Annotated in this window: 19 protein-coding genes and 3 tRNA genes; 1 reads left to right on the forward strand and 21 read right to left on the reverse strand. The window is 62.2% G+C overall.

Annotated features, from left to right (window positions below):
• Positions 1 to 33 precede the first annotated feature (33 nt).
• The 21 genes from ACM6I6_RS03900 to leuC all read right to left on the reverse strand — a co-directional run bounded on the left by ACM6I6_RS03900 (position 34) and on the right by leuC (position 20948).
• Complete coding sequence (locus ACM6I6_RS03900) at positions 34 to 978, reverse strand: FecR domain-containing protein (RefSeq protein WP_414919443.1); 945 nt, start codon at positions 976 to 978, stop codon at positions 34 to 36.
• Positions 975 to 1484: a sigma-70 family RNA polymerase sigma factor gene (locus ACM6I6_RS03905; RefSeq protein ID WP_274075410.1), complete on the reverse strand. Its 510-nt coding sequence runs from the start codon at positions 1482 to 1484 to the stop codon at positions 975 to 977. Before ACM6I6_RS03905 ends, ACM6I6_RS03900 begins: the two co-directional genes overlap by 4 nt.
• Before the next feature lie 247 nt (positions 1485 to 1731).
• Positions 1732 to 1808: transfer RNA gene (locus tag ACM6I6_RS03910), tRNA-Asp, on the reverse strand.
• A 92-nt stretch (positions 1809 to 1900) separates the two neighbouring features.
• Positions 1901 to 1977 (reverse strand) — tRNA-Asp (locus ACM6I6_RS03915).
• 53 nt (positions 1978 to 2030) lie between these two features.
• Positions 2031 to 2106, reverse strand: a tRNA-Val gene (locus ACM6I6_RS03920).
• A gap of 252 nt (positions 2107 to 2358) precedes the next feature.
• Positions 2359 to 3132, reverse strand: a complete 774-nt coding sequence (locus ACM6I6_RS03925) for an SDR family oxidoreductase (protein WP_323627238.1) — start codon at positions 3130 to 3132, stop codon at positions 2359 to 2361.
• Positions 3129 to 4340 carry an O-succinylhomoserine sulfhydrylase gene (locus tag ACM6I6_RS03930; protein WP_323627237.1) on the reverse strand — a complete coding sequence of 404 codons (1212 nt, stop codon included), beginning with the start codon at positions 4338 to 4340 and terminating at the stop codon, positions 3129 to 3131. The genes ACM6I6_RS03925 and ACM6I6_RS03930 overlap by 4 nt, the downstream gene beginning before the upstream one ends.
• A gap of 131 nt (positions 4341 to 4471) precedes the next feature.
• Positions 4472 to 5977 (reverse strand): amidophosphoribosyltransferase, encoded by a 1506-nt coding sequence (purF, locus tag ACM6I6_RS03935; protein ID WP_274075413.1) that lies wholly within the window; start codon positions 5975 to 5977, stop codon positions 4472 to 4474.
• 41 nt (positions 5978 to 6018) lie between these two features.
• Entirely contained in the window at positions 6019 to 6579 is a 561-nt protein-coding gene (locus ACM6I6_RS03940) for a CvpA family protein (protein ID WP_274075414.1), read from the reverse strand.
• 98 nt (positions 6580 to 6677) lie between these two features.
• Complete coding sequence (locus tag ACM6I6_RS03945) at positions 6678 to 7346, reverse strand: SPOR domain-containing protein (protein WP_414919444.1); 669 nt, start codon at positions 7344 to 7346, stop codon at positions 6678 to 6680.
• A complete protein-coding gene (folC, locus tag ACM6I6_RS03950) occupies positions 7330 to 8637 on the reverse strand; it encodes a bifunctional tetrahydrofolate synthase/dihydrofolate synthase (RefSeq protein ID WP_414919445.1) in 1308 nt (435 codons plus the stop codon). The genes ACM6I6_RS03945 and folC overlap by 17 nt, the downstream gene beginning before the upstream one ends.
• Positions 8634 to 9554, reverse strand: coding sequence for an acetyl-CoA carboxylase, carboxyltransferase subunit beta (accD, locus tag ACM6I6_RS03955; RefSeq protein WP_323606836.1), 921 nt, complete (start codon positions 9552 to 9554; stop codon positions 8634 to 8636). The genes folC and accD overlap by 4 nt, the downstream gene beginning before the upstream one ends.
• Before the next feature lie 185 nt (positions 9555 to 9739).
• Positions 9740 to 10366 (reverse strand): phosphoribosylanthranilate isomerase, encoded by a 627-nt coding sequence (locus tag ACM6I6_RS03960; protein ID WP_274075418.1) that lies wholly within the window; start codon positions 10364 to 10366, stop codon positions 9740 to 9742.
• A 63-nt stretch (positions 10367 to 10429) separates the two neighbouring features.
• Entirely contained in the window at positions 10430 to 11254 is an 825-nt protein-coding gene (truA, locus tag ACM6I6_RS03965) for a tRNA pseudouridine(38-40) synthase TruA (protein ID WP_274075521.1), read from the reverse strand.
• 270 nt (positions 11255 to 11524) lie between these two features.
• Positions 11525 to 14203, reverse strand: coding sequence for a FimV/HubP family polar landmark protein (locus ACM6I6_RS03970; protein ID WP_414919446.1), 2679 nt, complete (start codon positions 14201 to 14203; stop codon positions 11525 to 11527).
• A gap of 177 nt (positions 14204 to 14380) precedes the next feature.
• A complete protein-coding gene (locus tag ACM6I6_RS03975; RefSeq protein WP_274075420.1) occupies positions 14381 to 15391 on the reverse strand; it encodes an aspartate-semialdehyde dehydrogenase in 1011 nt (336 codons plus the stop codon).
• A gap of 244 nt (positions 15392 to 15635) precedes the next feature.
• Complete coding sequence (gene asd, locus ACM6I6_RS03980) at positions 15636 to 16748, reverse strand: aspartate-semialdehyde dehydrogenase (RefSeq protein WP_007975660.1); 1113 nt, start codon at positions 16746 to 16748, stop codon at positions 15636 to 15638.
• Between the two features lie 68 nt (positions 16749 to 16816).
• Positions 16817 to 17899, reverse strand: a complete 1083-nt coding sequence (leuB, locus tag ACM6I6_RS03985) for a 3-isopropylmalate dehydrogenase (RefSeq protein WP_414919447.1) — start codon at positions 17897 to 17899, stop codon at positions 16817 to 16819.
• Between the two features lie 52 nt (positions 17900 to 17951).
• Positions 17952 to 18719 carry a class I SAM-dependent methyltransferase gene (locus tag ACM6I6_RS03990; protein ID WP_274075422.1) on the reverse strand — a complete coding sequence of 256 codons (768 nt, stop codon included), beginning with the start codon at positions 18717 to 18719 and terminating at the stop codon, positions 17952 to 17954.
• Positions 18720 to 18873: 154 nt separating this feature from the next.
• A complete protein-coding gene (gene leuD, locus ACM6I6_RS03995; protein WP_077185516.1) occupies positions 18874 to 19518 on the reverse strand; it encodes a 3-isopropylmalate dehydratase small subunit in 645 nt (214 codons plus the stop codon).
• Between the two features lie 11 nt (positions 19519 to 19529).
• Complete coding sequence (gene leuC / locus ACM6I6_RS04000) at positions 19530 to 20948, reverse strand: 3-isopropylmalate dehydratase large subunit (RefSeq protein ID WP_274075423.1); 1419 nt, start codon at positions 20946 to 20948, stop codon at positions 19530 to 19532.
• Between the two features lie 148 nt (positions 20949 to 21096).
• Between leuC and ACM6I6_RS04005 the strand changes: the two genes are divergently transcribed.
• A complete protein-coding gene (locus ACM6I6_RS04005) occupies positions 21097 to 21987 on the forward strand; it encodes a LysR family transcriptional regulator (RefSeq protein WP_414919448.1) in 891 nt (296 codons plus the stop codon).
• The last annotated feature ends 40 nt before the right edge of the window (positions 21988 to 22027 follow it).

Consider the following 22027-nt stretch of genomic DNA (forward strand, 5'->3'; position numbering starts at 1 on the left):
AATGACAAGCGAGTCGAAAAAAGGGGACAGGCTTCACGCAACTTTTTTGCGCGGCGTCAGCGTTACCCAATAGCGAGTACGCATTTGCACCTCCAGCGGCAGGCTGGCCGCGAGCAGCGCGAGGATGCGATCGGTGTCGTCCAGGCGGAAACTGCCAGTGACCCGCAGCGCTTCGAGTTCCGGCGCCCAACGCAGGACACCCGGTCGATAGCTGTCGAGTTCGCGCAGGAATTCTCCCAGTGGCTGGTTGCTGGCCATCAGCACGCCTTCGCGCCAGCCGGGCTGCAGCACATCAAAAGCCTGTATCGCGGCGGCACCTGCCGCTTGCAGGTTGACCTGCTGACCCGCATGCAAAGTGAGCGCCGCGCCCTGCAAGGGTTGCAACTGCACGGCACCGCTGAACACCGATACCCGGCAGCCGCGGCTGCCCTGGCGCACGCAGGCTTCGCCTTGACTGACGGTCACCTGACCGAATCGGGTCTGGATCATCAAGGGCGATGCACCCGGCACCTTCAGCGACATTTCGCCCTCCACCAGTTTCACCCGACGATTCGGCAAATCCACATCGACGGCGCTGGCGGTATTGAGCTGCAGGACACTGCCATCGGCCAGGGGTACCTGCTTGCGCTCGCCCGTGGCGGTGTGCAGGTCGGCGCGCCAGACGTCCAGGGGCAATTGCCGGCTGATCAGCCAGGCTGCCGGCACCAGCGCCACCGCGCCCAATGCGCGTTTGAGCACTACGCGTCGCGCAGGATCGGGGCGATCGAGGCTGCTCATGGCCAGCGCGGGAGGCAGGTCGGCAAAGCGCTGGCGCAAGGCCTGGGCCTTTTGCCAGGCGTGTTCATGACTGCGGCAGCTGTCGCGCCAGCGTTGCAGGTTCGCCCGGTCCTGATCGGTGGCACCTCCGGACTCGAGCAACGCCAGCCACTGCGCGGCGGCGCGCACGGCCTGGCGAACGTCGGCCGCCGGGCTGTTCACAGGTCCACCAACAGGCAATGCTCATAGGCTTGGGCCATGTAGCGTTTGATCGTGCGTTCCGACACCGACAGGCGCTCGGCGATCTGCTGGTAGGTCAAGCCCTCGAGCTGACTCCAGAGAAACGCCCGGCGCACTGCCCTGGGCAAACCATCGAGCAATTCGTCCAGCGCTTGCAGGGTTTCCAGCAGCAGCCAACGCTGTTCCGGGGACGGCGCACATTCTTCGGGCAGGGACGCCAACGCACTCAGGTAAGCCTGTTCCAGACTGCGCCGCTGGTAGAAATTGCTCAGCAGGCGTTTGCCCACCGTCAGCAGATAGGCACGGGGCTCTTGCAGGTCGGCAATGCGCTGGGAGCTGGCGAGCAAACGCAAGAAGGTATCCTGGCTCAGGTCCGCCGCATCACAAGCGTTGCCCATGCGTCGCCTCAGCCAGCTCTCAAGCCAGCTACGGTGATCGCGGTACAGGTCGTGAAGGGTTTGCTCCTTCGCCATCGCTGCATCACTCATCTGAAGAAACCCTGTGCCAGGCGTTATCGTAAATGAGAGTGATTCTAATTAATGTCGCGAGGCAGCACCAAGTGCTTTATGCAGCGGATGCGCAGAAAGATTCGAAGGGAGGCGTTACAGAGGAGAAAAAGCCAAATTCCAGACACAAAAAACCCCGGCCTTTCGACCAGGGTCTTTGCTATCGACTCGAAGTAGCCAGTGGCTTTCTTCGTAGCTCCAAGGCGTTCAGTGGGCCTTGGAGCAGATATGGCGCAGCGGACGGGACTCGAACCCGCGACCCCCGGCGTGACAGGCCGGTATTCTAACCGACTGAACTACCGCTGCGTATCGCTTTGAGCAGATGCTCAAGTAACTCGTCTGATTGAAAACTCAGTAGCTTTTCAATCTCGAGCCAGGCAGGCCTGACTCGGAAAATATGGCGCAGCGGACGGGACTCGAACCCGCGACCCCCGGCGTGACAGGCCGGTATTCTAACCGACTGAACTACCGCTGCGCGTCGGTGCAGGCATTTCAGCCTACGGCTTGCTTTCGCAAGTTTCTCGGGAGTGGTGGGTGATGACGGGATCGAACCGCCGACATTCTGCTTGTAAGGCAGACGCTCTCCCAGCTGAGCTAATCACCCGTTTGCATCTCCGAGGCCGCGAAATTTACGCAGGTAGCGAACCTAAGTCAATAGCAGGATTGAAGTTTTTCTGAAAAAGACAAAATCGTGGCATCACTTACAAGGGTTGCAAACCTTCAGACCGCTTTCGCGAGCAAGCCCGCTCCCACAGTGAACCGCGTTTCTTCAGGCAAAACGCAGTCCACTGTGGGAGCGGGCTTGCTCGCGAAGACGGCGGCACATTCAACGCCGAAGCCTGAGTAAAAACTCGATCTATTCGCTGTAAATCATCTTCTTGGTCATGCCGCCATCGACCACAAACTCCTGACCAGTGACAAAACCAGCATTCTTCGACAGCAGCCAGGCCACCATCGCCGCCACATCCTCAACCGTCCCTACCCTGCCCGCCGGATGCTGGGCATGGTCGGCATCGGTTAGCGGCTCGGCACGACGCAGCGAAGGGTCCCGCGCATCGATCCAGCCGGGGCTCACGGCATTGACCCGAATCTCCGGACCAAGACTGATCGCCAGTGCGTGAGTCAGGGCCAACAAACCGCCCTTGCTCGCGGCATAGGCCTCGGTGTCCGGTTCCGACTGCCCGGCGCGGGTCGAGGCCAGGTTGACGATCGCCCCGCTATGGGCCCGCAGGTACGGCGCACAGTGCTTGGCCAACAGCATCGGCCCACTGAGGTTCACCGCCAGCACCCGGTTCCAGTACGCCAGGTCGAGGCTTTCCAGGGTGATGTTATGCGGATCGGCCACCGCTGCATTGCACACCAGCGCATCCAGGCGCCCGAACTGCCCCAGCACCTCGGCAACGCCCAGGGCCACCTGCCCTTCGTTGGAGACGTCCATGGCGATGAACCAGGCGTTGTCGCCCAGCACCTTCGCCACCTTCGAGCCACGATCGCGATCCAGGTCCGTGAGCACCACTTGCCAGCCTTCGCTGATCAACCAGGCCGCAATACCCAGGCCAATGCCCCGCGCCGCGCCGGTCACCAGCGCGACGCGACCATTGGAACCCGGTGGCGTGGACAACTCGATCACAAGGCAGCCAACCCGCGCGCCAGGTCGGCTTGCAGGTCTGCCACGTCTTCCAGGCCGACCGCAATGCGGATCAGGCTGTCACGGATGCCCGCAGCTTCACGCTCCTGGGGCGCCAGGCGGCCGTGGGAGGTGGTGCTCGGGTGGGTGATGGTGGTCTTGCTGTCGCCCAGGTTCGCCGTGATCGAAATCAGGCGGGTCGCATCGATGAAGCGCCAGGCGCCCTCTTTGCCGCCCTTGACCTCGAAACTCACTACCGCGCCGAAGCCCTTCTGCTGACGCAGGGCCAGCTCGTGCTGCGGATGGCTCTTGAGACCGGCGTAATGGACTTTCTCGATGCCGTCCTGCTGCTCCAGCCACTCGGCCAGCTCCTGGGCGTTGGCACAATGAGCCTTCATCCGCAGGTTGAGGGTTTCCAGGCCCTTGAGGAAGATCCAGGCGTTGAACGGGCTCAGGGTCGGCCCGGCGGTACGCAGGAAGCCAACCACTTCTTTCATCTGCTCGCTGCGCCCGGCCACGACCCCGCCCATGCAACGGCCCTGGCCGTCGATGAACTTGGTCGCCGAGTGCACGACGATGTCCGCACCCAGTTTCAGCGGCTGTTGCAGCGCCGGGGTGCAGAAGCAGTTGTCGACCACCAGCATCGCGCCCTTGGCGTGCGCGATTTTCGCCAGTTCGGCGATATCGACCAGTTCAGCCAGCGGATTGGACGGCGATTCGACGAACAGCAACTTGGTGTTGGTCTTGATCGCCGCGTCCCAGCCGGACAGGTCCGCCAGGGGCACGTAGTCGACTTCGACACCGAAGCGCTTGAAGTACTTCTCGAACAGGCTGATGGTCGAGCCGAATACGCTGCGCGACACCAGCACGTGGTCGCCGGCACTGCACAGGCTCATCACCACCGCCATGATCGCGGCCATGCCGGTGGCGGTGGCCACGGCTTGCTCGGCGCTTTCCAGGGCGGCAATGCGCTCTTCGAAGGCACGTACGGTCGGGTTGGTGTAGCGCGAGTAGACGTTACCCGGCACTTCGCCGGCAAAACGTGCGGCGGCGTCGCCAGCGGTGCGGAATACATAGCTGGAAGTGAAGAACATCGGATCACCGTGTTCGCCTTCCGGCGTACGGTGCTGACCGGCACGTACGGCCAGGGTATCGAACGCTACGCCTTCGAGGTCGCTGTCCAACCGACCGGCATCCCAATCCTGACTCATGCTGTCACTCCTTGCCTTATTCGGTAGTAGATACGAAACCGGCCCTGTAGGAGCGTGGCTTGCCCGCGAAGGATCCTTTGGATACGCCAAAAGCTTCGCGGCAAGCCTCGCTCCTACAAGGCCGGCTTTACTCAGTTGTTGTACAGATCGATGATCGCGCTGACCGCCTGGGTCTTGACCTTGGAGGCATCGTTACGTGCCTGTTCGATCTTGTTCAGGTAAGCCTCGTCGACGTCGCCGGTCACATACTTGCCGTCGAACACCGCGCAATCGAAGTTCTCGATCTTGATCTTGCCGCCACCGACCGCTTCGATCAAGTCAGGCAGGTCCTGATAGATCAGCCAGTCGGCGCCGATCAGGTCCGCAACGTCCTGGGTCGAACGGTTGTGGGCGATCAGCTCGTGGGCGCTCGGCATGTCGATGCCATAGACGTTCGGGAAACGCACGGCCGGGGCTGCGGAGCAGAAGTAGACGTTCTTGGCGCCCGCTTCGCGTGCCATCTGGATGATCTGCTTGCAGGTGGTGCCGCGCACGATCGAGTCGTCCACCAGCATCACGTTCTTGCCGCGGAATTCCAGTTCGATGGCGTTGAGCTTCTGGCGTACGGATTTTTTCCGCGCAGCCTGGCCCGGCATGATGAAGGTCCGGCCGATGTAGCGGTTCTTCACGAAACCTTCGCGGAATTTCACGCCCAGGTGGTTCGCCAGCTCCAGGGCCGCGGTGCGGCTGGTGTCCGGGATCGGGATGACCACGTCGATGTCGTGATCAGGACGTTCGCGCAGGATCTTCTCGGCGAGCTTCTCGCCCATGCGCAGGCGGGCCTTGTACACCGACACGCCGTCGATGATCGAGTCCGGACGCGCCAGGTAGACGTGTTCGAAGATGCACGGGGTCAGGGACGGGTTGGTCGCGCACTGACGGGTGTGCAGCTTGCCGTCTTCGGTGATGTAGACCGCTTCGCCCGGTGCCAGGTCGCGGATCAGGGTGAAACCGAGCACGTCCAGGGACACGCTCTCGGAGGCGATCATGTACTCGACGCCTTCGTCGGTGTGACGCTGGCCGAACACGATCGGGCGGATGCCGTGCGGGTCGCGGAAACCGACGATGCCGTAGCCGGTCACCATGGCCACTACCGCGTAGCCACCGACGCAGCGGTTGTGCACGTCGGTAACGGCAGCGAACACGTCTTCTTCGGTCGGCTGCAGCTTGCCGCGCTGGGCCAGCTCGTGTGCGAACACGTTCAGCAGCACTTCCGAATCGGAGCTGGTGTTGACGTGGCGCAGGTCAGATTCGTAAATCTCCTTGGCCAGCTGTTCAACGTTGGTCAGGTTACCGTTGTGCGCCAGGGTGATGCCGTAAGGCGAGTTGACGTAAAACGGTTGAGCTTCGGCCGAAGTCGAGCTGCCCGCGGTCGGATAGCGCACATGGCCAATGCCCATGTGGCCGACCAGGCGCTGCATGTGACGCTGCTGGAACACGTCACGCACCAGGCCGTTGTCCTTGCGCAGGAATAACCGGCCATCATGGCTGGTCACGATACCGGCAGCGTCCTGGCCGCGGTGCTGGAGGACGGTTAGCGCGTCATACAGCGCCTGATTGACGTTCGACTTACCGACGATACCGACGATGCCACACATGCGACGCAACCCCTACTTAATGGATCTGAACTGAACAACACTCACTGAGGCGTTTTGGCCATCGGCAAGAGCTGCTCCTTGAACGGTATATCAGCGGGTACGCTGATACCGCTGGCAAGCCACTGACTGCTCCACCCGAGAATCAGGTTCTTGGACCAGTCGGCGACCAATAAAAATCTTGGCACGAGCTGGGACTCTTTCCACCACCCGTCCTGCTGTACCGGCCCCAGGCTCAACAGCCCGACCGCCACGACCACCAGCAACACGCCACGCGCCGCGCCGAAGGCCATGCCGAGGAATCGATCGGTCCCGGACAACCCGGTGACGCGAACCAACTCGCCGATAAGATAATTGATCATTGCGCCTACGATCAGCGTGGCGACAAACATGATGGCACAGCCCGTGATTATACGAGCCGATGGGGTCTGGATGTATCCGGCGAGGTACTCGGACAATGAGCCACCAAACATCCAGGCAACGGCTCCTGCGATGATCCAGGTCACGAGCGACAGTGCTTCCTTGACGAAGCCGCGGCTCAGACTGATCAATGCGGAGATGGCGACGATTGCAACGATCGCCCAGTCAACCCAGGTAAATGGCACAGTGCAGCCTACAGACGGATAAGGCGGCGCATTTTAGCAGAGCCCATGCTTATCGGTAAGCTGCGATTGTCAGTGCATTTCAAATCGTGTCGATAGATTTAGCCACGCTCTGGCTGAAAGCGCACGACAAACCCCTTTAGGTTCTGCTGGCGGTTCAGCAAGTCGCGCAGGCGATCGGCTTCTGCACGCTCGATCAGCGGCCCGACGAACACCCGATTCTTGCCATCGGCAGTGCGGATGTAGGCATTGTAACCCTGGCTGCGCAGGGTTTTCTGCAGCTTTTCCGCACTCTCACGGTTGGCCAGGCTGGCCAGTTGCACCGACCAGCTGACCGACAGGCCATTGGCGTCGACACGGCTTTGCGTGGTATCCGGCTTGCCCGGTGCGGCGCTGATCGGTTGCGACGGCGCCGTGGCAGGCTTGGCAGCCAGCGCCGGGACGGGCGCAGGTGCCGGGGGCGGCGTGACCGGCTTGACGGTGGGCGCCGGAGCGGCAGGCGCAACCGGGGCAACCGGCGCTTCCTGCTGGGCGATTTCCTCGTCGCTCGGCACGGGCTCCTGCGGCAGGGCCTGGGGTTCAGGCACCACCACCGGCTCCACCTGCACTTGCGGTATCACCGGCGCTTGCGGCGCCGCCGGGGCCTGGACCGTCACCTGGCGCTGCTCGTCCTGGCGGGAAAACAGCATCGGCAGGAAAATCACCGCCAGCGCCACCAGAACCAGGGCGCCGACCATGCGCTGCTTGTAAGCCTTATCCAGCAATGCCATTTGCCGCTTCCTCCGTGGAGCGCCGGGCCAGCCACTCGAGGGCCTCGGCAACACAATAGAATGATCCGAACAACAGAATCTCGTCGTCGCTCGTCGCCTGCGCACACTGCCCTTCCAGGGCGGCGGCCACGCTGTCATAGGACGTCACCGCAGCACCGCGCTTGTCCAGCGCCTCGCGCAAGTCGGCCACCGGTCGCGCCCGCGGCGAATCCAGCGGCGCAACGGCCCAGTGCTCGACACTAGCACTCAATTCGCCCACAACACCATCCAGATCCTTGTCCGCCAGCAATCCGAAGACCGCCAGGCGCTTGCCAGCCGGTGGTCGGCTGGCCAGGCGACGGGCCAGATACTCGGCGGCATGGGGGTTATGCCCCACATCCAGCAACAAGTTAAGGCGCTTGCCCTGCCAGTCGACTTGCCGACGATCAAGACGACCGATCATCCGCGTCGCTTGCAGCGCCTGGACAATCTGCGCCTGCACCCAAGGTAAACCGAGCAGCAGATAGGCCTGCAACGCCAAGGCGGCGTTTTCCATCGGCAGGTCGAGCAACGGCAGGTCGCGCAGCTCGACTGCACGCCCTTGCGCGTCAACACCACGCCACTGCCAGCTGTGGTCAGTCACACCCAGGTCGAAATCGCGCCCACGCAGGAAAAACGGGCAGTTGAGCTCGCGCGCCTTGTCCAGCAGGGGTTGCGGGGGATTCAGGTCACCGCAGAGCGCGGGCGCGCCCTGACGGAAGATCCCGGCCTTCTCGAAAGCCACGGACTCACGGGTATCGCCCAGGTAATCCGCATGGTCGACGCCAATGCTGGTGACCAGCGCCATGTCGGCGTCCACCACGTTGACCGTGTCCAGACGCCCGCCCAAGCCGACTTCCAGCACCACGGCGTCGAGCCTGGACTGTTGAAACAGCCAGAACGCTGCCAGGGTACCCATCTCGAAATAGGTCAGGGATGTGTCGCCGCGGCCGGCCTCGACCGCCGTGAAAGCCCGGCACAGCTCGGCGTCAGTAGCTTCGACGCCATTGACCTGCACCCGCTCGTTGTAACGCAGCAGGTGCGGAGAACTGTAGACACCGACGTTCAGGCCCTGCGCCCGCAGCAATGACGCCACGAACGCACAGGTCGAGCCCTTGCCATTGGTGCCGGTGACCGTGATCACCCGAGGCGCCGGCTTGCCCAGTCCCATACGGGACGCTACCTGCTGCGAGCGCTCAAGGCCCATGTCGATGGCCGAAGGGTGCAACTGCTCAAGGTAGGCGAGCCACTCGCCAAGGGTACGTTCGGTCATATGTTGGCAGGTACCGGTGGAACGACGATTGGCTCGATGGGTGCAGCGACGAATTTCGGCGTCGGCAGGCCCATCATTTGCGCCAGCAGGTTACCCAGGCGCGGCCGCAGTTCCTGACGGTGAATGATCATGTCGATCGCGCCGTGCTCCAGCAGGAACTCGCTGCGCTGGAAGCCTTCCGGCAGTTTTTCGCGCACGGTCTGCTCGATCACGCGCGGGCCGGCAAAGCCGATCAGGGCTTTCGGCTCGCCGACGATCACGTCGCCCAGCATCGCCAGGCTGGCGGAAACACCACCGTAGACCGGGTCGGTCAGCACGGAGATGAACGGAATGCCTTCTTCACGCAGACGCGCCAGGACCGCCGAGGTCTTGGCCATTTGCATCAGGGAGATCAGGGCTTCCTGCATCCGCGCGCCACCGGAGGCGGAGAAGCAGATCATCGGGCAGCGATTTTCCAGGGCGTAGTTGGCGGCGCGCACGAAGCGCTCACCGACGATGGCGCCCATCGAACCACCCATGAAGGAGAATTCGAACGCCGACACCACCACCGGCATGCCCAGCAGGGTACCGCTCATCGAGATCAGCGCGTCTTTTTCGCCGGTCTGCTTCTGCGCCGCGGTCAGGCGATCCTTGTACTTCTTGCCGTCGCGGAATTTCAGGCGGTCAACCGGCTCCAGGTCGGCGCCCAGTTCGGTACGACCTTCGGCATCGAGGAAGATGTCGATGCGCGCGCGTGCACCGATACGCATGTGGTGATTGCACTTGGGGCAAACGTCCAGGGTCTTTTCCAGCTCCGGACGATACAGCACAGCCTCGCAAGACGGGCATTTGTGCCAAAGACCTTCAGGCACCGAGCTCTTCTTGACCTCGGAACGCATGATCGAAGGGATCAGTTTGTCTACTAACCAGTTGCTCATGCTTTCTTTCTCCAGTACCGGCGGCCCGAACGCTCTGGTTCGCAGCCCCGCGTATGCCCTTGAGCTAAATTCATGTGTGCGGCGATGTTCGATGGGTGCCGGGTCAGTGAAGCGTGACCTGCGTACAGCCCATCAATCCTCAGCCGTTTTGTACAGTGCAGTGGACGGCGGCAGTCTGCCAGCCGTCACATCAAGGTGCCACGGACTGCCTTGATGAATGCCTGAATCTTTGCGTGATCCTTGATGCCCTTGCTCGCCTCTACCCCGCCACTGACATCCACCGCATACGGTCGAACCCGCGCCACCGCCTCGGCGACGTTTTCCGGGGTCAGGCCGCCCGCCAGGATGATCGGCTTGCTCAAGCCTTGCGGTATCAATGACCAGTCGAACGCCTGACCGGTTCCACCGGGAACACCTTCGACATAGGCGTCGAGCAAAATACCGCTGGCACCCGGATAAGCGTCGCAAGCTGCCGCGATATCGTCCCCGGCCTTGACCCGCAGGGCCTTGATGTACGGACGATGCCAGCCTTCGCAGTCCTCAGAACTTTCATCGCCATGGAACTGCAACAGGTCCAGCGGCACCGCGTCGAGGATTTCTCCCAGCTCGCAACGGCTGGCGTTGACGAACAGGCCCACGGTGGTGACGAACGGCGGCAACGCCTTGATGATCGCGCGCGCCTGCTGGAACGTCACGTTCCGCGGGCTCTTGGCGTAGAACACGAAGCCGATGGCATCGGCCCCGGCCTCGACCGCCGCCAACGCATCCTCTATGCGGGTAATCCCGCAAATCTTGCTGCGAACGGCTGACATGTCGATTAATCCCCACGGCAAATCCGAGAAAGTCCCGGATGGTAACAAAAGCGTTCGAAGGCGTCAGCCGTCAAGTTCGCTGAAACCGGTGAGGAAATGTGGGCCAATGAAACGCTCCGGCAGCTGGAACTCGTCACGATACTCGACCTGCACCAGATACAGGCCGAACGGATGCGCTGTCACCCCGCCGGAACGGCGAATACGGCTCTCCAGCACTTCCTTCATCCACTCCACCGGACGCTCGCCGGAACCGATGGTCATCAGTACGCCGGCAATGTTGCGCACCATGTGGTGCAGGAAGGCGCTGGCACGGATATCCAGCACGATCATCTTGCCGTGACGCGTGACGCGCAGGTGATGAAGCTCCTTGATCGGCGACTTGGCCTGGCACTGGCCGGCACGGAAGGCGCTGAAATCGTGGGTGCCCACCAGGTAGCGGGCCGCTTCGGCCATGCGCTCGACATCCAGCGGGCGGTGGTTCCAGGTGATTTCTTCGTTCAGGTGCGCCGGACGGATCTGGTCGTTGTAGATCACATAGCGATAGCGCCGGGCAATGGCCTTGAACCTGGCATGGAAATGCGCCGGCATGACCTTGGCCCAACTGACGCTGACATCGTGGGGCAGATTGATATTGGCACCCATGACCCAGGCCTTCATCGAACGCTCGACCTGCGTGTCGAAGTGCACGACCTGTCCACAGGCGTGCACGCCGGCATCGGTGCGCCCGGCGCAGAGCAGCGAAACGGGGGAGTCGGCCACCTTGGACAAGGCGTTTTCGAGGGTTTCCTGCACCGTGAGCACGCCCGAGGCCTGGCGCTGCCAGCCACGATAACGCGAGCCCTTGTATTCAACGCCCAACGCGATCCGGAAAAAGCCGTCGGCCGCCATTTCGGCGGCCGGGTTATCTATGTTTGCCAAGGAGGGACAGCCTGCTGATGTGCGCAAAGGAGGGCATTATAAGGCGGCCAGACGAGGACGCCAGTACAACAGGCGGTACTGCGGCGAATGGGAGGGCCCCATCGCCAGCAGGCTGGCTCCCACAAGGGTTTTGTGTGGGAGCTAGCCTGCTGGCGATAGCGGCACCACAGACACCATCACATCACCCGCAAACAAAAACGGCAGCCTCGATGGGCTGCCGTTCTGCTTGCAACAAATGACTCAAGCCAGACGCGCCAGCATCTCCCTGGCTTCGCTCTTCTGGCCGTCGTCGCCTTCGGTCACCACCTCGTTGAGGATGTCGCGGGCACCATCGTTGTCGCCCATGTCGATATAGGCCTGGGCCAGGTCGAGCTTGGTGGCGACTTCGTCTGTGCCGGACAGGAAATCGAACTCCGGCTCGTCATCCACGGTGGCCAGGGCGTCATCTACCGTGAAGCTCGGCTCGCTGATGCTCCGGGACAGGTCGTCCAGTTCGGCGCTGACGTCATCCAGCTCAGTGCTGAACGCCTGCGCAGGCGGCGTTTCGTCCATTTCATCGGCCAGCGACAAGTCGAAATCGGCCGGTAGGTCCAGATCGTCGAGGGTCACTTGTGGCACGTCTGGTACTGGCGCGGCCGGCAGGTCCTTGATGTCTTCGTCCAGGCTCAGCAGGAAATCGTCCTCGGCCAGGATCGCCGGCGAAGGCTCGCCACCGAGGTCCATGTCCAGGTCGAACTCCGACAGGTCATCGAGGTTTTCCTTGATTTCAGTCTGTTGCTGCAAGACCGACTCGAAACTCAGGTCATCGTCCTGGGGGAAGTCTTCCAGGTCGGCCAGGGTTGCTTCCGGTGCTGGCTCTGGCAATGGCTCCGGCGCTGGCTCTGGCGCAACCGTGACCGGCGTGACATTTTCCAGGTCATCCAGGCTCAGGTCGAAAGCGCTGTCGAAATCGTCATCGGCCGCAGCCGGCGATTGCGGCTCGTCGAGCAACAGATCCTTGACGTACTGCGCGTCCAGTTCCGCAGCAGCGGCGGCAGCGGCAATACCGCCGGCAGCGACCAGTGCCATGGCCGGGAAACGGCTCTTGAGTTTTTCGACCTGGGCATAGTTGTCGCCGTTGGCCACCAACTGCCGCTCCTGGACCACAAACGCGTCGCGGTCACCCTGCAAGCCGTAGACTTCCATCAGCTTAAGGCGCAACTCGCTGCGTTGCGGCTCCTGCTTGACGCCCTCTTCCAGCAGCGCGGCGGCCTGATTCAGGCGACCACCGTCGATGTGCGACTGCGCCCGGCCCAGCACGTCGTCGGAATGCTCGGCGGCGGGCGATACCAAGGGTGCAGCAATCGGCGGCGTGACTACAACCGGGGCAATCACCGGGGCTGGAGCTGGCGCTGGAGCGGGTGCCGTGGCCAGTTTCGGGGTCGGCGGCTCGACGTCCAGGTCCTCGAAGATGCCTTTGGACAGGTCAAGCTCGCTGGAGAACTCCTGCTCTTCTGCCAGGGCGCGGGCCATGCGCAGGTGTTTTTCGGCTTCCTGCTGGGCTTTGCGGCGACGGGCCAGCAACAGCAGCAACAGCAGCACCACGATTGCCCCGCCACCCGCCAGGCCCAAGAGCAACGGATTGGTCAGCAGCTCGTTGAATTTCTGATCGTTGGAGGCAGCAGGCTTCGGTTCGATCGGAGTGTCGGCCGGAGCCGCAGTTGGAGCAGCAGGGGCTTCAGGCGTCGCTGCAGCCGGGTCTGCCGTGGGCGCTGTCGCTTCGGCTGGCGCCGGCGCTTCGGCAGGCGTTGCCGCAGGATCGGTCGCCGGCTCAGCCGGGATCGCCGCAACGGTTGCAGTCTCCGCAGGCGCCCCGGCCGCACCGTCGGCCTGCAATTTGGCCAGTTGGTTGTTCTTCAGCTCGATGAGACGTTGCAGCTTGTCCATCTGGCTTTGCAGATCGGTCATGCGGCTTTTCAGTTCAGCGCTGTCACGGCGCTTGGTATCGAGGCTTTCCTGGGTCACCGCCAGCTGGTTGTTCAAGGCCTTGGCATCGCCCGCGGCGCCCTTGGCACCGGCCTTGCCGGATTCGGCGGACACCAGGCTCAGCTTGTCCTGGGCGGCTTGTGCCGAAGGTGCTTCACCGCGACCGCGATTGGTCGCATCGAGCTGCTGCTGGCCAGTACCCGGCTTGGCGACATAACGACGCCCCTGACGCCAGGCGGTGTTTTGTGCAGCCACTTCGGCGATGGCCTTGGCTTGCGGCAGGCTCGTGGTTTGGGCCTGATCCGGCAGACGCAGCACCTGGCCGGTCTTGAGCCGGTTGATGTTGCCATCGATGAAGGCATCCGGGTTCAGCGCCTGGATGGCGAGCATGGTTTGCTGGATCGAACCGCCATTGCGCGCCTTCGCGGCGATTTCCCACAGGGTATCGCGCTTTGTGGTGGTGTATTCAGCCGGTGGGGTCGCACCGGTGACGGGCGTTGTACCGGTTTGAACAGGTGCAGGCTGCGCAGCCGCGTCAGCGGTCTGCGGCGAGAATTTGGACGGATCGAGCAATACGCTGTAATCGCGCAGCAGACGACCGTTGGGCCACATCACCTGAACCAGGAATTTCACCATCGGCTCGCTCAGGGGCTTGCTGGAGGTCACGCGCAGGATGCTTTTACCGCTGGCGTTGAGCACCGGGGTAAAGGTCAGGTCGTTGAGAAACGCCTGGCGGTCGACACCGGCCTTGGCGAAATCTTCTGGTGAAGCCAGGCTCGGCACCACTTCGGCGGCGGTGAGTTCCTTGACGTCGAGCAACTCGATTTCCGCCACCAGCGGCTGGTTCAGCGTCGATTTCAGGGTCAGTTCCCCAAGCCCGAGGGCATGCGCCATACCGGAGGACAGCGCCGAGGCGGCCGCTATTGCTAACACCAGTTTGCGAACTTGAACCATAGCTTATCCTTAGTTTTTACATTCCTCGGCCAGCGAGGTAGGTAGCCGCTGCCGTAAGGCATTGCGCGCGGGCGAAGGTCGCCGCGCGCGATCGTTTCATGCATGCCCTGCAACGCCCTGCAGGGTGGCTCGCCTTCGGCATTACGGCCAGGCATGGCGCTCGTTTGGAAGTATCTTTTACAGCAGGTCTTTTATCAACAACTCGGCCAGCTGCACAGCATTGAGGGCCGCGCCTTTGCGTACGTTATCTGACGTCAGCCACAGATTAAGTTCCGACGGTTCGTCGATCCCCAGGCGCACCCGACCAACGTAGACCACATCCTGCCCCACGGCATCACCGACCGCTGTCGGGTAGTCGCCGGCTTCCACCAGCTCGATGCCGGGCGCGTCTTCGAGTGCGGCATTGACCTTGACCAGATCGATGTCGCTCGCGGATTGCAGAGTCACGCTATAGCTATCGCCAAAAAACACCGGGGCTTGAATGCAAGTCACGGAAATCTTCAAAGAAGGCAGCGCCATGACCTGGCGCAGCTCGCGCACCAGGCGCTTTTCCAGCACGGTATGGCCCTGCTCATCCGGCTTGCCGACCTGGGCCAGCAGGTTGAATGCCATCTGCCGGTCAAAGAAGGTTGGCTCCAGTGGGCGCACATTGAGCAGTTCGGCGGTTTGCCGGGCCAGTTCGGTCACGGCTTCGCGGCCCTGGGCCGACACTGCCAGGCTGGCGGTCAGGTTGATGCGCTGCAAATCGAGCAAACCCAGCAAGGGGGCGAGCACGACTGCCAGGGTGGTGGCCGACGGGCTCGGGCTACTGACCTGAAATGGCTTTTTCAGGCCGGCCAGCACCTGCGCATTCGCTTCCGGGACCACCTGTGGCGCCTGGTCGGCCGGCAAGGCGCCGGAGAGGTCGATCAGCGAGCAACCGGCGGCGGTGGCACGGGCGGCATAACTCAATGTCACGGCGGGACCGGCGGCAAAAAACACCAGTTGAACCTTGCTGAAGTCGAACTCATCGACTTCGCGCACCCGCACGTTCTTGCCGCGATACGGCACCGAACTGCCGGCGGATTCGCTGCTGGCCAGTAAATGCAGGGTGCCGATCGGGAAATCGCGCTCTTCGAGAATCTGCACCAGCGTTTCGCCGACAGTACCGGTGGCGCCGATCACGGCAATATCAATGGTCTGGCTCATGGGTTTTACCTCTGGCGAAACGGGGGGAGCGGCACTTTACCGGGTGGTGGATGTACAGGCAATTCGGGCGAGCCCTTCGGCGCCCGTTATGGCCCCTTCGCTGGCAAGCCAGCTCCTACAGGGATTGCGCTGTCCTTGTAGGAGCTGGCTTGCCAGCGAAGGGGCCAGACCAGACAACCGAGAAACCCGGAATAAAAAAACCCGCGCCTCTCGCAAGGCGCGGGTTTTTCATTGCATCAACCGATCAACGCTCGAGCAGGATCCGCAGCATGCGACGCAGCGGTTCGGCCGCGCCCCACAGCAGCTGGTCGCCGACGGTGAACGCGCCGACGAACTGCGAGCCCATGTTCAGCTTGCGCAGACGGCCTACCGGGATGTTCAGGGTGCCGGTGACCTTGTTCGGGCTCAGCTCCTGAATGCTGGTTTCGCGGCTGTTCGGCACCAGCTTGACCCAAGGGTTGTGCTGGCTGATCAGCCCTTCGATATCGGCGATCGGCACGTCTTTGTTCAGCTTGATGGTCAGCGCCTGGCTGTGGCAGCGCATGGCGCCGATGCGCACGCAGATGCCATCCACCGGGATCGGGCTCTTGAAGCGACCGAGGATCTTGTTGGTTTCGGCCTGGGCCTTCCACTCTTCACGGCTCTGACCATTCGGCAGTTCCTTGTCGATCCACGGGATCAGGCTGCCGGCCAGCGGTACGCCGAAGTTTTCGGTCGGGTATGCGTCGCTGCGCATGGCTTCGGCCACACGACGGTCGATGTCGAGGATCGCGCTGGCCGGATCGGCCAGTTGATCGGCGACAGCGGCGTGGGTCGCACCCATCTGCTTGATCAGTTCACGCATGTTCTGCGCGCCGGCACCGGAAGCCGCCTGATAGGTCATGGCGCTCATCCACTCCACCAGGCCAGCCTCGAACAGGCCACCCAGGCCCATCAGCATCAGGCTGACGGTGCAGTTGCCGCCGATGTAGTTCTTGGTGCCCGCGTCCAGCTGCTGGTCGATGACCTTGCGGTTCACCGGGTCCAGCACGATGACCGCGTCATCCTGCATGCGCAGGCTGGAAGCGGCGTCGATCCAGTAACCCTGCCAGCCCGCTTCGCGCAGCTTCGGGAACACTTCGCTGGTGTAGTCGCCACCCTGGCAGGTCAGGATCACGTCGAGGGTTTTCAGCTCTTCAATGCTGTAAGCGTCCTTGAGCGGAGCAATGTCCTTGCCCACGGACGGGCCTTGGCCACCGACATTGGAAGTGGTGAAAAACACCGGCTCGATAAGATCGAAATCCTGCTCTTCCAGCATCCGCTGCATGAGCACGGAACCGACCATACCGCGCCAACCGATCAGACCTACACGTTTCATCGCAACTACACCTTCTTGAAAAGTGGGCCGCTGCTTCCGGGGGTAAAAGCGGCAGCGGGCCCGAGAGATTACAGATTCCGCAGCGCGGCGACTACTGCGTCGCCCATTTCCTGCGTACCGACTTTAGTGCAACCGGCCGACCAGATGTCACCGGTGCGCAAGCCCTGGTCCAGGACCAGGCTGACGGCTTTCTCGATGGCATCGGCCGCGGCCTGCTGGTTGAAGCTGTAGCGCAGCATCATCGAGACAGACAAAATGGTCGCCAACGGGTTGGCGATGCCTTGGCCTGCGATATCCGGCGCCGAACCGTGGCACGGCTCGTACATGCCCTTGTTGTTGGTGTCCAGGGACGCCGACGGCAGCATGCCGATGGAACCGGTGAGCATCGACGCCTGGTCGGACAGGATATCGCCAAACATGTTGTCGGTGACGATCACGTCGAACTGCTTCGGCGTGCGCACCAGTTGCATGGCGGCGTTGTCGACGTACATGTGGCTCAGTTCGACCTGCGGGTAGTCCTTGGCCACTTCCTCGACGATTTCACGCCACAGCTGGCTGGAGGCCAATACGTTGGCCTTGTCCACAGAGCAGAGCTTCTTGCCGCGGACCATGGCCATGTCGAAACCGACTCGGGCGATGCGGCGGATTTCGCTTTCGCTGTACGGCAGGGTGTCGTAGGACTGACGCTCGCCGTTTTCCAGGGTGCGGGTGCCACGTGGCGCGCCGAAGTAGATACCGCCGGTCAGCTCGCGAACGATCAGGATGTCCAGGCCGGCAACGATTTCCGGCTTCAGGCTGGAGGCCTCGGCCAGTTGCGGGTAGAGGATCGCCGGGCGCAGGTTGCCGAACAGGCCCAGTTGCGCACGGATTTTCAGCAGGCCGCGCTCAGGGCGGATGTCACGCTCGATGGTGTCCCATTTCGGGCCTCCCACGGCGCCCAGCAATACCGCGTCGGCGGCGCGGGCACGCTCCAGGGTTTCGTCAGCCAGTGGCACGCCGTGCTTGTCGATGGCCGCGCCGCCGATTACGTCGTGGCTCAGCTCGAAGCCCAGGGCGAACTTGTCGCTGGCCAATTCCAGCACCTTGACCGCTTCGGCCATGATTTCCGGGCCAATACCGTCACCTGGGAGAATCAGAATCTGCTTGCTCATGCTTTCCTCATGTCATCAGTCGGTGCGCCCTGGGGGCGCGCCCGGAAAAATTCTATCGCTCGGCCATCAATACCAGCACATCCGTGCTGAACGAACCATCGGCCTCAATCTCGAAATATTCGCGTACTTCGTTGCCCATCGACTGCTGCAATTCGCGGATCGCCGCGCGCATCACCTGCGGGGTACGCATGCGCTCGACCCAGGAGCTGTATTCCAGACGCAGCCGCTGACGGGTGGTGCTGCGGGTATGCAGCCCGGCCTCACTGACCTGGCGCAACCACTCACCGGCGCTATAGTCGCGCACATGGCTGGTGTCGCGCAGCACTTCGACGCTTTGCAGGTAAGTGTCGAACAATGGACTGCCCGGCGACAACACGTCGACGAATGCCGCGACACCGCCCGGCTTCAATACCCGCCGCACTTCCCGCAGGGCCAGGCCGAGATCGCTCCAGTGGTGTGCCGAATAACGGCTGAACACGAAGTCGAACTCGCCATCGGCGAACGGCAGGCGCTCGGCGGCGCCGTTGACTGTGGTGACGTTGCTCAAGCCACGATCGACGGCGGCAGCGGCCACCACGTCAAGCATCTGTTGCGACAGGTCGTAGGCGACCACTTCCTTGACCAGCGATGCCACCTGGAAACTCACATGACCAGCGCCACAGCCCAGGTCCAGGACCCGAGCTTCGCCCTGCCCTGCCAGTTCGGCCTGTAGCAGCGCGAATTCGGTGCCTTGAGCGTGTACGGCGCTGCTCAGGTAGGCCGCGGCCTGTTCACCGAATTGCTTTTGGACTACCTGGCTGTGCTGGGCGGTGCTGGTCATGGGAACTTCCTTTTTGGGATTTAGCCTTGTGTCGTCTGTCCGGGCCTCATCGCTGGCAAGCCAGCTCCTACAGGGATTTGCGGTGCTCACAAAACCTGTGGGAGCTGGCCTGCCGGCGATGGGGCCGGCCCTGCCTACATCAATATCGGATCAATCAAGCGTCGCGAAACAACCACGGCTGGCTCGCACGATGCTTGGCTTCAAACGCCGCAATCGCATCGCCGTCCTGCAAGGTCAGGCCGATATCGTCCAGGCCGTTGAGCAGGCAGTGCTTGCGGAAGGCATCGATCTCAAAGTTCAACACCTTGCCGTCCGGACGGGTCACGGTCTGGGCCTGCAGATCGATCTGCAACTGATAGCCGGGGTTGGCCTCGACCTGCTGGAACAGCTCATCGACTTCGGCATCGCTCAAGATAATCGGCAGCAAGCCGTTCTTGAAGCTGTTGTTGAAGAAGATGTCGGCATAGCTCGGCGCGATGATGCTGCGGAAACCGTATTCTTCCAAAGCCCATGGCGCGTGCTCGCGGCTGGAGCCGCAACCGAAGTTCTCGCGGGCAAGCAGTACGCTGGCGCCCTGGTAACGCTCGGCGTTGAGGACGAAGTCCTGGTTCAACGGACGCTTGGAGTTGTCCTGATACGGCTGCCCCACATCCAGGTAGCGCCACTCGTCGAACAGGTTCGGACCGAAACCGGTGCGCTTGATCGACTTCAGGAACTGCTTCGGGATGATCTGGTCGGTGTCGACGTTGGCACGATCCAGAGGCGCGACAAGTCCAGTGTGCTGGGTAAAAGCTTTCATGCTGCGCTCCTTTAGATCAATTCACGGACGTCGACGAAACGACCGTTCACAGCGGCGGCCGCGGCCATGGCCGGGCTGACGAGGTGGGTACGGCCACCGGCGCCCTGACGGCCTTCGAAGTTTCGGTTCGACGTGGAAGCGCAATGCTCGCCGGACTCCAAACGGTCCGGGTTCATCGCCAGGCACATCGAGCAACCCGGCTCACGCCACTCAAAACCGGCTTCAAGGAAGATCTTGTCCAGACCTTCGGCTTCGGCCTGCGCCTTCACCAGGCCCGAGCCCGGCACCACGATCGCCTGCTTGATGGTCGAGGCCACTTTGCGGCCCTTGGCGATGACGGCTGCGGCGCGCAAATCTTCGATCCGCGAGTTGGTGCAGGAGCCGATGAATACGCGGTCCAGCTGAATGTCGGTGATCGCCTGATTGGCGGTCAAACCCATGTATTTCAAGGCGCGCACGATCGAATCGCGTTTGACCAGGTCCATTTCCTTCGCAGGGTCCGGCACGTTCTGATCCACCGCCAGGACCATCTCAGGCGAGGTGCCCCAGCTGACTTGCGGCTTGATCTGGGTCGCGTCGAGTTCAACGATAGTGTCGAACTTGGCGTCTTTATCAGAAACCAGGTCTTTCCAGGCTTCCACGGCCAGGTCCCATTCCGCGCCTTTCGGGGCGAATGGACGGCCCTTCACGTAAGCCACGGTTTTTTCGTCCGCAGCGACCAGGCCAACGCGGGCACCGGCCTCGATGGACATGTTGCAGATGGTCATGCGGCCTTCGACGGACAGGTCACGAATCGCGCTGCCGGCGAACTCGATGGCGTGGCCGTTACCGCCGGCGGTGCCGATCTTGCCGATCACGGCGAGGACGATGTCCTTGGCGGTCACGCCGAACGGCAACTTGCCTTCGACGGAAACCAGCATGTTCTTCATCTTTTTAGCGACCAGGCACTGGGTAGCGAGCACGTGCTCGACCTCGGAGGTGCCGATACCGTGAGCCAGGGCACCAAACGCGCCGTGGGTCGAGGTATGGGAGTCGCCGCAGACCACGGTCATGCCCGGCAAGGTGGCACCCTGCTCCGGGCCGATGACGTGGACGATGCCTTGGCGGACGTCGTTCATCTTGAATTCGACGATGCCGTATTCATCGCAGTTGTCGTCGAGGGTCTGGACCTGCAAACGCGAAACCTCGTCGGCAATGGCCGCGATGCCGCCCTTGCGCTCAGGGGTGGTCGGTACGTTGTGGTCCGGGGTCGCGATGTTGGCATCGATGCGCCATGGCTTGCGCCCGGCCAGCCGCAGGCCTTCGAAGGCTTGTGGCGAGGTCACTTCATGGATGATGTGACGATCGATGTAGATCAGCGCGGAGCCATCGTCGCGCTGCTTGACCAAATGCGAATCCCAGAGCTTGTCGTAGAGCGTTTTGCCGGCCATCAGACGGTTTCCTCATCAGCTTCTTTCTATGCCCTGGGTCTTGAGCGATTCAATAACCCCTTGGCTTGTGAGGCTGATCCTATGGGGTTACATTAAATAACTCAAATTCATATTTTTTATGCTTTGGATAACCAACTGGAATACGAGCGTGGACCTGGCCAACCTTAATGCCTTTATTGCCATCGCCGAGACCGGAAGCTTCTCCGGAGCCGGCGAACGCTTGCACCTGACTCAGCCGGCGATCAGCAAGCGCATCGCCGGGCTGGAGCAGCAACTGAAGGTGCGGCTATTCGATCGGCTGGGCCGCGAAGTCGGCCTGACCGAAGCCGGCCGCGCCCTGCTGCCCCGGGCCTACCAGATTCTCAATGTCCTCGATGATACGCGCCGCGCCCTGACCAACCTCACCGGGGAGGTGAGCGGTCGTCTGACCCTGGCCACCAGTCACCACATCGGCCTGCACCGTTTGCCACCCTTATTAAGGGAGTTCACCCGGCGCTATCCCGAGGTGGCGCTGGATATCCAGTTTCTCGATTCGGAAGTGGCCTACGAAGAAATCCTCCACGGAAGGGCCGAACTGGCGGTGATCACCCTGGCGCCGGAACCCCACGCCCTGGTCAAGGCCACGCCGGTGTGGGACGACCCGCTGGACTTCGTGGTCGCCCCCGAGCATTCGCTGCTCAACAATGGCAAGGTCAGCCTCGCGGACATCGCCCGCCACCCGGCAGTGTTTCCCGGCGGCAACACCTTTACCCACCACATCGTCCAGCGCCTGTTCGAAGCACAGGGCCTGACGCCGAACATCGCCATGAGCACCAATTACCTGGAAACGATCAAGATGATGGTGTCGATCGGCCTGGCCTGGAGCGTCCTGCCACGGACCATGCTCGATGACCAGGTTGCGCGGATACCTTTGCCGGGCATACAACTGACTCGCCAGCTAGGCTATATCCTGCACACTGAAAGGACGCTATCGAATGCAGCACGGGCCTTCATGGCCTTGCTGGATGGCCAGATCGATCTGCCAGGGACTCAAGGCTAACTTGTGCTACTCCTATAGAGCCGCGAATTCCTGTACCCGA

This window comes from Pseudomonas sp. IT-P218 (assembly GCF_949767605.1).
In the GTDB taxonomy this organism is placed as follows: Bacteria; Pseudomonadota; Gammaproteobacteria; order Pseudomonadales; family Pseudomonadaceae; genus Aquipseudomonas; species Aquipseudomonas putida_AE.